Below are 12,268 nucleotides of genomic sequence, written 5' to 3' on the forward strand. Positions count from 1 at the left end.
ATCCCTCCACACGATGACCAGAGAAATTTTTTTCCACATCTGGTCCCGGAAAACCATCGGATGGGCAGCTATTTTGTCGGTGCCGGGTGATGGAATGAGCTATGTCCACCGGACCGGCAACGCTGACCATCGAGGACTCCTACGAGGAGGCCAACCGGGGCTGGCCTGCGGATTCGTACGAGGCAGCTCTGGAGTCCGCCTACCGGGAAGTGACCGACGATGCCTGGCCCGAGGCAACGGATACCGGTATGTTCTGGGACACCGTGTCATGGTCCGATGCCGTCTCCCGTGGCGCATCATGGGACGGCGTATGTGAGCCCGATGCTGGAGGGCCACACGCTGCGGATTCCAGTGCTGTAGGCTCCGACGGCGCTCGATGGGAGACAGCAGGCTCAGGTGATGCCTGGTTCGACGCCGCCAGTTCCGAGGAGCACGCTCGTGCCCGTGTCGAGGAAGCGTCACCCGCTGGACTCGTCGGCCTGCTGCAGGACGCCGTCGCGGGCAATCCACCCAGTCTCGCGACCACCCTCGATCTGCTGCGGGCAACGGATCGGCTGGCGTCCTGGGCCGCTGCTCAGCGGGCCCGCCTGATCACGAAGGTCCACTCCTTCAGTAGCTCCGATCATCATTCCTGGTCCGGCTCATCCTCGTCCCTGGCACTGACAGAGACCGTCGTCGAGACGGCAGCACTGCTCAAGCTGTCGGAGGGCGCCGCTGCCCGGGTCGTCACGGAGTCCCTGACCCTGACCGGTGAGCTGACGAACACTCTGGCGGCCCTGGAGCAGGGAACCATCTGCGCTTCGCGGGCCTCGGTCGTCGTCGAGCAGTCCCGCACCCTGCCGGACGACGCCGTACACGCGTTCGAGTCGGAGATCCTGCAGGTGGCGGGAGACCTGAACCGGCCGAAGCTCACCGCACGGTGTCGGCGGCTTCGGGAGAAGCTCCATCCCGAGACGTTGGTCGCGCGACGAGTCAGGGCGGAGTCCGACAGGTGCGTGGTCTTCGAGCCGGATCGCGACGGCATGGCGTGGCTGAGCGCCTATCTGCCCGCCGAGCAGGCGTTGACGATCCACACCTCGGTCGACGCCGTCGCCCGCAGTCTCCGGGCCCCGGACGAGCCCCGCACGCTGGCGCAGCTACGGGCCGACGTCCTGGCGGACATGCTGCTGGCTCCCCGCTCCTCAGCACACAGCGAGGGCAGCAGTGCAGAACAGGTATCCAGGTCGCAGTCGGCGAAGATCATCGTCACCGTCCCGGTGTTCTCGCTCATGGGTCTCACCGATGAGCCGGCAGAACTCGAGGGCTACGGCCCGATCCCCGCCGATGCCGCCCGGAAGCTCGCCGCGGACGCCACGTCCTGGCTGCGCCTGCTCACCCATCCCTACACCGGGGCGGTCCTCGGCCTGGACCGGACGCGGTATCGACCGAGCGAGGACCTGCGGACGTGGGTCCAGGTGCGTGAGAGGACGTGCAGCTTCTACGGGTGTTCGCGTCCGGCCAGCCGGTGCGACCTCGATCATTTACTGGCCTGGGCCGACGACGGCTCGACCCGTGCAGAGAATCTCTACCCCGCATGCAAACGGCACCACATGCTCAAGCACCAGACGGACTGGACCCCGACGCCGGATCCCGGGGGCGCGCTGACCTGGCTCTCCCCCGGCGGTCGCACCTACACGACGCCGCCGGAACCACCGCCGACAGAACTTGGGGCAACTGCCACAGCACGCATCCTGCAGGACCTGGACCTTCCGATGCGCACCGAGCCGATTTTCGAAGCCGACGCGCCGCCGCCCTTTTGAGCAGCACCTAGGCTGACAACATGAGCCGAACGGTGTGGATCGTGTGTCACGACGAGACGCCGGACAATACTGTGCTGGGAGTTTTCGAGACCCAGGCTGAGGCGGAGGCGCTGGCTGACGAGATCCAGGATCGATTCGAGAACGGCGTCATCTACTTCAGCTGGGTGGTCGGAACACGGTACGACGGCGGTACACGTCAATTCGTGAATCAAACCGGCCGGCGCCGAACCAACCGAGCCGGGTCGAGGTAGTACTCATATCAGGGATCGGCTCTCTCCCAGGGGTCCTGATAGGTAGCACGTCGCCACTGCGCGCGAGGGCCGTCCGCCTCCCGGGCCGAGGCCGTCAGCCAGATCGTCGTGTCGGGGTTCCATCCCGCGATGACCGTCGCCGTATCCACGTCCACCTGCAATGCACGGTTAGCGCTGCCGAGGTAGGCCAGAACTGTCAGGTGCACTGCATCCCACTGCCGGGAAACCTTCTCCCAGTCCGGGATCACCCAGTCGCCATCGCGCCCGGTACAGCGGAACCAGTCGTGTCGCCGGGAGGCAGTGACCTCCAGCGGACAGGCACGACACAATGACACCCACTCGTCCTCGCCCCGGATCTCGTAGGTCCGGCTGAGCCCACGAAGCGGGATCGTCGTGGCGTGCTCCCAGCCCAGCGAATCTTCGATGAGATTCAGACCGAGCGGTATTCTCCCGACCGACTGGAGGGCGCCTTGCGGGAACGACCACCACGTTCCCGACCACGTGGCTTTGGGGTCACGCGGTCTTTCCTTTTCTGCTCGCACCTCCTCGGCTCGTGCGGTGCGCGCCCAGGTCGAGAGCAACTGGGCCGGGTTTCTCCCCAGCGGTGCAGGGTCGTCGGGTGATCGCCAGTCGATCGCCCACTGCTCGATCTGCCTGCCCTGCGACCACCACTGTGTGGACGGAAGCGTCACCAGGCTCCGGGCGATCGGGGCAAGAACAGCTCTGACCTCGGGAAGGCCCGCGAGGACGTCTTCCCCGTCCGGCTCCTGCCACGGACGGGACGTGTCGACCGCCTGCGCCAGAGCCCGGTCGATGAAATCGTCGTCCGTCAGCGACACATCGAGCGAGGCCACCGCGGTCAGGAAATCCGTCATGGACGATTTCGGCAACGGATCGTCGACGCCGTCCGCGGTGTCGGAGACCGCGGTGAGCATCACCCGGGACGATCCCTTTTCCGGGTCCAGATCGTGCGCGAGCCAGAACGCGGCAGACCTGATCTCGGAGCTCATCTCCATGGCCACCTCCAGGCACAGACGCCGACCGCGGGGCCCAGCCAGCAGCATCTCAGCATCCCTCATCATCGGCCCACCCTAAGCGAGCCGTTCGTGACACGCACGCAAGGTCAGCACCGCGCCATTCGCTCGGGCTGCTGTCCTCGAAGCCACGGTCCCGTCCGTTACGGAACGCCCGTATCAGCTAGAGCACCCCAGCCCTCGCCACCACACTGCGCGCATGCCGAAGGATCGGCTCATCGACCATCCTGCCCTCGTAGGTGAACACACCACGCTCGTGCTCCGCCGCAGCAAGCAGGGCCCGAGCGTGCTCCACCTCGTCGTCGGTGGGCGCGAAGGCCGCGCGGATCGTCGCGATCTGACCGGGATGGATACAGGCCTTCGACCCGAATCCGGAGGCCACGGCGTCGTCGGCCTCCTCCTTCAGCCCTGCAGTGTCCTCGATGTCCACGTACACCGCATCGATCGTGTGGACACCGGCAGCACCGGCCGCGAGCAGGACCTGCGAGCGCGCCTGGAGCGCCACCGCCCTGTAGCTTCCCGAGGCCGTCCGGCTGGAGGTGCCACCGAGGGAGGCCACGAGATCCTCCGCACCCCACATCAGTGCGACGACGCCCTCCGCCAGGGCGATGGCCACGGCCTCGACGACGCCCCGCGCCGTCTCGCACAGCGCGATGACCGACACGTCTCCGAGTGCCTCCCGGAGCGCTGCGACATCGGCCGCGGACTCCGTCTTGGCGAGCATGATCGTGCGGTAGGCAGTTCGGCGCACAGCCTCGCAGTCGAGCGCGAACTCCGGTGTCCCCACGCCATTGACGCGCACCACGGTCCGCGAGGGGTCCAGCGGAGTCTCCTCCAGCGCGGAGTCCACGAGCGCCTGCCGCGCGGCGGCCTTCGCCGCAGGAGCGACGGCGTCCTCGAGATCGAGGATCACCGTATCGGCGCGATCGGCGGCCTTGGCATAGCGCTCGGGCCGGTCGGCAGGGCAGAAGAGCAGGGCCGGACCCAGCACACTGGCACTCACGACGCGCCGTCCCGCTGCGCCGCCGAGGACCACATCAGCACCGAGCGCGTGGCGGTCGCCACGACGTCGCCGTGCTGGTTCCGCCCGGTGTGCGCCATGGAGACGATGCCCTGGCCGGGGCGCGACGACGACGGCCGCACCCCGGTGATCTCCGTCTGCGTGTACAGCGTGTCACCGTGGAACAGCGGCTTCGGGAACGCGACGTCGGTGAGCCCGAGCTGCGCCACGATGGTGCCCTGCGTGAGCTGCGCGACGGACTGCCCGACGAGCGTGGCCAGGGTGAGCATGGAGTTGACCAGCCGCTGCCCGAACGGCTGCTCGGCGGACCACGCGGCGTCGAGGTGCAGCGCCTGCGTGTTCATGGTGAGCGTGGTGAACAGCACGTTGTCGGCCTCGGTCAGCGTGCGCCCCGGCCGGTGCGCGTACACGGCCCCGACCGCGAGCTCGTCGGCATACAGACCACGCTGGACGATGACGTCCCGGGCGGGATCGGAGTCGCTCACGCCCTGGCCTCGAGCTCGATCCGCAGGGGCACTCCCGTGGCAGCGACGACGTCGTCCGCCGAGACACCGGGTGCGGTCTCGCGCAGCACGAGGCCGTCCGGTCCGACGTCGATCACCGCGAGATCGGTGATGATCCTGTTCACGCATTCCTTGCCGGTCAGCGGCAGCGAGCAGGCCTCGACGATCTTGGGGCGCCCGGAGCGGTCCACGTGCTCCATCATCACGATCACGCGCTTGGCGCCGAACACCAGGTCCATGGCCCCGCCCATGCCCTTGACCATCTTGCCGGGTACCATCCAGTTGGCCAGGTCTCCGTTCTGCGCCACCTCCATGGCACCGAGCACGGCGACGTCCACGTGCCCTCCCCGGATCATGCCGAAGGACGCGGCCGAGTCGAAGAACGCCGCCCCGGGATTGGCGGTGACGGTCTCCTTGCCGGCATTGATCAGGTCGGGGTCCAGCTCCTCCTCCGTGGGGTAGGGCCCGACGCCGAGGATCCCGTTCTCGGAGTGCAGCACCACCTCCACGCCGTCGGGGATGTAGTTCGGGATCAGCGTGGGCATGCCGATCCCCAGATTGACGTACTGGCCGTTCTCCAGCTCCTGCGCCACCCTGGCGGCGAGTTCGTTGCGGGTCAGTGCCATGCTCATGCTCCTTCGGGTGCGGTCGGGCCGGCCTGCGGATCGGGGGTGCCTCGGAGCGAGACGGTCCGTTTCTCGATGCGCTTCTCCACATCGGGGGCGACGACGACGCGCTGCACGAAGATGCCCGGCGTGTGGATCTCGTTGGGATCGAGCTCGCCGGGCTCCACGAGCTCCTCGACCTCGGCGATCGTGATCCTTCCGGCCTGGGCGCACAGCGGATTGAAGTTCATCGCCGTGGCGTGGAACACCAGATTGCCGTGGCGATCACCCTTCCAGGCGTGGACCAGCGCGTAGTCGGGGCGCACGGACTCCTCGAGCACGTAGTCCACGCCGTCGAACGAGCGCACCTCCTTGGCCTGGGAGGCGACGGCGATCCCGCCCTCGGCGTCGTACCGCTGGGGCAGTCCGCCCTCGCTGACCTGGGTGCCGACACCCGCCGTCGTGTAGAAGGCGGGGATCCCGGCCCCGCCTGCACGGAGCTTCTCGGCGAGCGTGCCCTGCGGGGTGAGTTCCACCTCGAGCTCTCCCGCGAGGTACTGGCGGGCGAACTCCTTATTCTCCCCCACGTAGGAGCTGATGGTCCGGCGGATCCGGTGATCGGAGAGCAGCCTCCCGAGGCCCCAGCCGTCCACACCGCAGTTGTTGCTGATCGTCTCGAGCTCCGCGGTGCCCTGCGCGTGCAGGGCGTCGATGAGCGCCACCGGGATACCGCTGAGTCCGAAGCCTCCGACCGCCAGCGACGCGCCGTCGGGAATGTCCGCCACGGCTTCCGCCGCGCTGTCGATCACCTTGTTGATCACTGCATCTCCTCCTGCTGTCCGATGCGCCTGTGGGAATGCCGGCCCGACGAGCTAGAGGCCGAGCTCCCGGGCGATGAGCATGAGCTGGACCTCCGTGGTCCCCTCACCGATCTCGAGGATCTTCGAGTCACGGTAGTGCCTCGCGACCGGGAACTCGTTGATGTACCCGTAGCCGCCGAAGATCTGCGTCGCGTCGCGCGCGTTGTCCATGGCTGCTTCCCCGGCGACGAGCTTCGCGATCGAGGCCTGCGTCTTGAACGGCTTGCCCGCGAGCATCCGCGACGCGGCGTCGTAGTAGGCCAGGCGGGCCGTGTCGGCACGGACCTTCATGCGCGCGATCTTGAACTGGATGGACTGGTAGGCACCGATGGTGCTGCCGAACGCCGTGCGCTCGCCGGCGTACCTGATGGATTCCTCCACGCAGCCCTGCGCCGCACCCGTGGCGAGCGCGGCGATGGCGATCCGGCCCTCGTCGAGGATCTGCAGGAAGTTTGCGTAGCCGCGGCCCCGCTCGCCGAGCAGATTCGCCTCGGGGACACGGACGTCCGTCAGGGTCAGCGGGTGCGTGTCGGAGGCGTTCCAGCCCACCTTGTTGTAGGCCTTCTCGGCGGTGAAGCCGGGCGTGTCCGAGGGCACCAGGATGGTGGAGATCTCCTTCTTCACGGTGCCGTCCGGCCGCTCCGAGGTCCCGGTGACGGCCGTGACGGTGACGAGCGAGGTGATGTCCGTGCCGGAGTTCGTGATGAACTCCTTCGTGCCGTTGATCACCCACTCGGGGCCGTTCGCGCCGTCCTCGAGCTTCGCCGTCGTCTTCGTCCCGGAGGCGTCGGAGCCTGCCTCGGACTCCGTCAGGCCGAAGCCGCCCAGCGCCGTGCCCGCGGCGAGCGAGGGCAGCCACTGCTGCTTCTGCTCCTCGGTGCCGAACCGGTACACCGGCATGGCGCCGAGGGACACCCCGGCCTCGAGGGTGATCGCCACGGACTGATCCACGCGGGCCAGCTGCTCGAGCGCGAGGCAGAGCGCGAAGTAGTCCCCGCCCATTCCCCCGTACTCCTCCGGGAACGGCAGGCCGAACAGGCCCATGTCCCCCATCTGCTTGACCACCTCGTAGGGGAAGCTGTGCTCGGCGTCGTGCCTGGCCGAGACCGGGGCCACCACCTCGTCGGCGAACTCGCGGACCGTGTCGACGAGATCCTGGTATTCCTCGCTCAATTCGAAGTTCATGCTGCGCTGCCTTCCGTGGGACTGGTTGTGTCTTGCTCTGCTGCTGCTTCGATGGTGGCGACGACCTGCTGGGCCCTGACCAGATCGCCGGGCTTCAGCGAGAGGCGGACGACGCCGGAGAGGCCCGCAGTGAGCTGGTGCTCCATCTTCATGGCCTCGACGGCGACGAGCACGTCCCCCGCCTCGACGAGCGCACCGTCCTCGACCGCCACCGAGACGACCGTGCCCGGCATGGGACTGCGGACCGCGGGATCGGCAGCCCCTTCCTCGCGCTCGATGCGTGAGAGGACGGCGTCGAGCAGTTCCCTGCGACCGAGCCGCCTGATGCGTGCGGAGAACCCGTCCTCGCCCAGCCAGAGCGTGTCGCCGTCGACGACGTGCTGCCGCTGCGAGCGCAGACCGTCGACGGCCGCGCCTCCGGTGCTGACCGAGATCGTGCGGTCGTCGATCGTGGCGCTCCAGCCGGTCCCCGCCTGGCGGAGGCCGACGACGGTGGTGCCGCCGTCGTGCTCCAGGTGGATCGAGCAGGGCCGGGGTGCCCCGAGCCGGAAGCCGTCCCCGCGCCGCCACGGGGAGCTGACGGTCGCAGGCGCGTCCGCCTCGACGAGCAGCACCGCGGCGACCGCGAGGTCCTCCGGGCTCAACGTCCGGAAGGCGAGATCGGGGAGTTTGCGCTCGATCATGGTGGTGTCCAGCCGTGCGGCCCGGACGTCGTCGTCGTTCACGAGCAGGCGCAGGTACTCGAGATTCGTGTCCACCCCGAGCACCACGGTGTCGGCGAGCGCGGCGTCGAGCCGGTCCAGCGCCTGACTCCGGTCCGTCCCCCAGGCGATCACCTTGGCCAGCATCGGATCGTACGACGACGACACGGTGCCGCCGGGCAGGAGGGAACTGTCCACCCGGATGCCCTCCCCGACGGGCTCGGAGAGCGAGAGCACGGTCCCGGTGGACGGCAGGAACCCGGCCTCGGGGTTCTCGGCGTAGACGCGGGCCTCCACGGCGTGACCGGTGAGCGCGACGTCGTCCTGACCCAGGGGCAGGTGCTCCCCCGCGGCGATGCGGATCTGCCACTCGACCAGATCCACCCCCGTGACGAGCTCCGTGACCGGGTGTTCCACCTGCAGGCGGGTGTTCATCTCCATGAAGAAGAATTCGTCCGGCGCGGCGTCGGAGACCAGGAACTCGACCGTCCCGGCGCCGGTGTAGTCGACGCTGCGCGCGGCATTGCAGGCCGCCTCGCCGATCCGGGCCCGCGTCGCCTCGTCGAGCAGGGCCGACGGTGCCTCCTCGATGACCTTCTGGTGGCGGCGCTGCAGGGAGCACTCGCGCTCGCCGAGGTGGATCACGGACCCGTGGCCGTCGGCCAGGACCTGCACCTCGATGTGCCGGGGTCGCTCGATCAGCCGCTCCAGGAACAGGGTGTCGTCCCCGAAGGCACGGGCGGCCACGCGGCGGGCGGTGAGCAGTACCTCGGGCAGCTCCTCGGCACGCTGGACGGCATGCATGCCCTTGCCCCCACCCCCGGCCGAGGGCTTGATGAGCAGGGGGAAGCCGACGTCGCCTGCCGCGCGGAGCAACTCCTCGTCGGAGAGGCCGGGTTCGGCGATGCCCGGCACCACGGGTACGTCGAAGCCGGCCACGTGGTTCTTGGACCTGATCTTGTCGCCCATGACGTCCAGCGCGTGCACGGAGGGTCCGATGAACACGATCCCGGCGTCCCCGAGCGCCGCCGCGAAGGCCGCGTTCTCACTCAGGAAGCCGTAGCCGGGGTGGACGGCGCCGGCACCCGTGCGCCGGCACGCCTCCAGGACGGCGGGGATGGACAGGTAGCTCTCCGACGGTGCCGCAGACCCGATGCGCACGGCGATGTCGGCGTCGCGGACGTGGCGCGCGTCGGCATCGGCGTCGCTGTAGACGGCGACCGAGCGCAGGCCCAGGGCGCGGACGGAGCGGATCACCCGGCTGGCGATCTCGCCTCGATTCGCAATGAGGACCGTGTCGAAGGGCCACGACGACGTGTCCGGGCCGGAGGAGTGGGTGCTGGGGGTCATCTGGTCACATCCTGAACAAGCCGAAGGAGGTCTCCGGCAGTGGTGCACTGGCGCAGACATCGAGCGCCAGGCCGAGGACGGTCCGGGTGTCCGCCGGGTCGATCACGCCGTCGTCCCACAGGCGCGCCGTCGAGTAGTAGGGATTGCCCTGGGCCTCGTACTGCTCGCGGATGGGGGCGCGGAAGGACTCCTCCTCGTCGGTGGACCAGTCCTCGCCACGGGCCTCGAGCTGGTCGCGCTTGACCGTCGCGAGGACCGCCGAGGCCTGGTTGCCGCCCATCACGGAGATGCGGCTGGCCGGCCACATCCACAGGAAACGCGGGGAGAACGCGCGCCCGCACATCGAGTAGTTGCCGGCGCCGAAGGAACCCCCGACGACGACGGTGAGCTTCGGGACCCGGCACGTGGCGACGGCGGTGACCATCTTCGCCCCGTTCTTGGCGATGCCGCCGGCCTCGTAGTCCCTGCCGACCATGAAGCCGGAGAGATTCTGCAGGAACACCAGCGGTACACCGCGCTGGTCGCAGAGTTCGATGAAGTGGGCGCCCTTGAGCGCGGACTCGCTGAACAGTACGCCGTTGTTGGCGACGATCCCCACCTGGTGTCCGTGGATCCGCGCGAATCCCGTGACGAGCGTGGTCCCGTACTCGCGCTTGAACTCGTGGAAGAGGGAACCGTCGACGATCCGGGCGATGATCTCGCGTGCGTCGTAGGAGGCGTTGACGTCGGTGGGGACGGCTCCGTAGAGCTCGTCCATCGGCACGGCGGGCTCCTGCACTGCCTCGGACTCGGGCACCGCAAGGGGAGTCCCGGCCGCGGGCGGCAGGGTCGCGATGATGTCGCGGACGATCTCGAGGGCGTGCTGGTCGTTCTCCGCGAGATGGTCCGTGACGCCCGAGATCCTCGAGTGCACGTCTCCGCCACCGAGTTCCTCGGCCGTGACCACCTCACCGATCGCGGCCTTCACGAGCGGCGGCCCGCCGAGGAAGATGGTGCCCTGGTTGCGAACGATGATCGTCTCGTCGCTCATCGCGGGCACGTATGCGCCGCCGGCGGTGCAGCTGCCCATGACCGAGGCGATCTGCGGGATCTTCCGCGCGGACATGGTGGCCTGGTTGTAGAAGATCCGGCCGAAGTGGTTGCGATCGGGGAAGACCTCGTCCTGCCGGGGCAGGAAGGCTCCGCCGGAATCCACGAGGTAGATGCACGGGAGGTGGTTCTCCAGCGCGATCTCCTGGGCCCGGAGATGCTTCTTGACCGTCATCGGGTAGTAGGTGCCGCCCTTGACCGTCGCGTCGTTGGAGATGACGAGCACCTGCCGCCCGTGGACCAGACCGATACCGGCGATGACCCCGGCTCCCGGGGACTCGCCGTCGTACATGCCGTCCGCCGCGAGCGGGGCGATCTCGAGGAAGGGACTGCCGTCGTCGAGCAGCTGATCGACGCGCTCGCGGGGCAGCAGCTTGCCGCGGGCCACGTGACGCTCGCGGGAGCGCGGCGGCCCGCCGAGGGCTGCGGTCGCGAGCTTGGCACGCAGTTCGTCGACGAGTTCGGTCTGTGCCTCATGATTCGCGCGGAACGACGCCGAGAGCGGGTCGACCTTCGATGTGAGAGTCTCCATCGACTACTTCCTCGAGGTGTCCGGTTAGCACTCACTAACCGGAGTCAGGTTAGTATCCATTAACCCGATTGTCCACCACCGCCGGGTGGTCAGCTCCCCCACCGACGACAAGGACCCGCATGGAGGCGCAGCCCACGCACGACCGCGTCACCGACCGGAGCATCGCCAAGGCCACCCGGCGTGCCGCGCTGCTGGACGCTGCCGCCGAGCTCTTTGCGGACCGCGGCTACAACGGCGTATCCATCGAGGATCTCGGAGCCGCCGCCGGTGTCAGCGGGCCGGCCGTCTACCGCCATTTCGCGGGCAAACCGTCGGTGCTGGCCGCGCTGCTGACCGGCGTCAGTGAGCAACTCCTGGGAGGAGCGCGGGCCGTCGCCCGGTCGTCCTCCTCCCCGGAGGAGGCGCTCAGGGGACTCATCCGCTTCCAGGTGGAGTTCGCGCTGAACCACGCCGACGTCATCCGCGTCCAGGATCGCGACCTCGGCTCGCTCCTGCCCGACGACGAGAGCGCGGTCCGGTCCCTGCAGCGCAGCTACGTGCAGCTCTGGGTGGACGAGCTGGTGGCCTATCGCTCGGACGGTGACCGCTCGCTGCAGCGCCGACGCGTCCACGCGGTCTTCGGCCTGATCAACTCCACCCCGCACACGGCCCACGGTACCGGCTCCGTGCACGAGCGGGATCTGCTGCGGACGCTGCTCGAGAAGATGGCATGGGCTGCGCTGACCGCCTGATCGTGGAGGTTCGTCGTCGCCCGTTCGGCTGGCTGTACGCTGAAGCTCGAGACGTCCCGGCCGCGCTCACCCGCCGGCCGCTCCACCGACCGGGAGAATTGCCGTGATCACCCTACGTGCCGTTGAAGCCACCGACCTCGACGAGTTCTTCTCGCACCAGCTGGACCCCCGCGCCAATCACATGGCCGCTTTCGGCGCCAAGAACCCCTCGGATCGCGGTGTCTTCGACCACCACTGGCAGGACATCCTCAACGATCCGAAAGTGACGGTGCGCACCATCCTGTCCGACGGTGACGTGGTGGGCAGCATCCTCGCGTACAACGACGGCGAGGTGCCCGAGATCAGCTACTGGATCGACCGCTCGCACTGGGGTATGGGCATCACGACGGCGGCCGTGGGACAGTTCCTCGAGGAAGTATCCGAGCGACCCATCCGGGCCCGGGCGGTCGCCGACAACGTCGGCTCCATCCGCATCCTCGAGCGCTGGGGCTTCACGGAGATCGGGCAGGCTCAGGGCTTCGCACCGGCCCGCGGCGCCGTCGTCGATGAACTGGTCCTCGAACTGCAGTAGCACCCGCCGAGACTACAGAAACGACCATGACCCCGG

General features: G+C 68.5%; 11 protein-coding genes. 3 read left to right on the plus strand and 8 right to left on the minus strand.

Annotated elements, in window-relative coordinates:
• Positions 1–101 precede the first annotated feature (101 nt).
• Complete coding sequence (locus E8P82_RS02600) at positions 102–1,799, plus strand: HNH endonuclease signature motif containing protein (RefSeq protein ID WP_136452943.1); 1,698 nt, start codon at positions 102–104, stop codon at positions 1,797–1,799.
• A gap of 259 nt (positions 1,800–2,058) precedes the next feature.
• Here the strand turns inward: E8P82_RS02600 and E8P82_RS02610 are convergent, their stop codons facing one another.
• From E8P82_RS02610 to E8P82_RS02645, 8 genes are all read right to left on the minus strand, one after another.
• Positions 2,059–3,132, minus strand: coding sequence for a hypothetical protein (locus E8P82_RS02610; protein WP_136452945.1), 1,074 nt, complete (start codon positions 3,130–3,132; stop codon positions 2,059–2,061).
• Positions 3,133–3,247: 115 nt separating this feature from the next.
• Positions 3,248–4,087 (minus strand): HpcH/HpaI aldolase/citrate lyase family protein, encoded by an 840-nt coding sequence (locus tag E8P82_RS02615; RefSeq protein WP_136452946.1) that lies wholly within the window; start codon positions 4,085–4,087, stop codon positions 3,248–3,250.
• Positions 4,084–4,590 (minus strand): MaoC family dehydratase, encoded by a 507-nt coding sequence (locus E8P82_RS02620; protein WP_136452947.1) that lies wholly within the window; start codon positions 4,588–4,590, stop codon positions 4,084–4,086. The genes E8P82_RS02615 and E8P82_RS02620 overlap by 4 nt, the downstream gene beginning before the upstream one ends.
• Complete coding sequence (locus E8P82_RS02625) at positions 4,587–5,234, minus strand: CoA transferase subunit B (protein WP_136452948.1); 648 nt, start codon at positions 5,232–5,234, stop codon at positions 4,587–4,589. The genes E8P82_RS02620 and E8P82_RS02625 overlap by 4 nt, the downstream gene beginning before the upstream one ends.
• A gap of 2 nt (positions 5,235–5,236) precedes the next feature.
• Positions 5,237–6,034 carry a CoA transferase subunit A gene (locus E8P82_RS02630; RefSeq protein ID WP_136452949.1) on the minus strand — a complete coding sequence of 266 codons (798 nt, stop codon included), beginning with the start codon at positions 6,032–6,034 and terminating at the stop codon, positions 5,237–5,239.
• 51 nt (positions 6,035–6,085) lie between these two features.
• Entirely contained in the window at positions 6,086–7,258 is a 1,173-nt protein-coding gene (locus E8P82_RS02635) for an acyl-CoA dehydrogenase family protein (RefSeq protein ID WP_136452950.1), read from the minus strand.
• On the minus strand, positions 7,255–9,309 hold the full coding sequence (locus E8P82_RS02640) for an acetyl/propionyl/methylcrotonyl-CoA carboxylase subunit alpha (RefSeq protein WP_136452951.1): 2,055 nt from the start codon (positions 9,307–9,309) through the stop codon (positions 7,255–7,257). Before E8P82_RS02640 ends, E8P82_RS02635 begins: the two co-directional genes overlap by 4 nt.
• Before the next feature lie 4 nt (positions 9,310–9,313).
• Complete coding sequence (locus E8P82_RS02645) at positions 9,314–10,930, minus strand: carboxyl transferase domain-containing protein (RefSeq protein WP_136452952.1); 1,617 nt, start codon at positions 10,928–10,930, stop codon at positions 9,314–9,316.
• A gap of 119 nt (positions 10,931–11,049) precedes the next feature.
• Here E8P82_RS02645 and E8P82_RS02650 point away from each other — a divergent pair, with 119 nt between their 5' ends.
• Both E8P82_RS02650 and E8P82_RS02655 read left to right on the plus strand, forming a co-directional pair.
• Positions 11,050–11,661 (plus strand): TetR/AcrR family transcriptional regulator, encoded by a 612-nt coding sequence (locus tag E8P82_RS02650; protein ID WP_136452953.1) that lies wholly within the window; start codon positions 11,050–11,052, stop codon positions 11,659–11,661.
• 103 nt (positions 11,662–11,764) lie between these two features.
• Entirely contained in the window at positions 11,765–12,232 is a 468-nt protein-coding gene (locus E8P82_RS02655; protein WP_136452954.1) for a GNAT family N-acetyltransferase, read from the plus strand.
• Positions 12,233–12,268 lie beyond the last annotated feature (36 nt).

It is taken from the genome of Arthrobacter echini, from assembly GCF_004803505.1.
GTDB lineage: Bacteria > Actinomycetota > Actinomycetes > Actinomycetales > Micrococcaceae > Arthrobacter_D > Arthrobacter_D echini.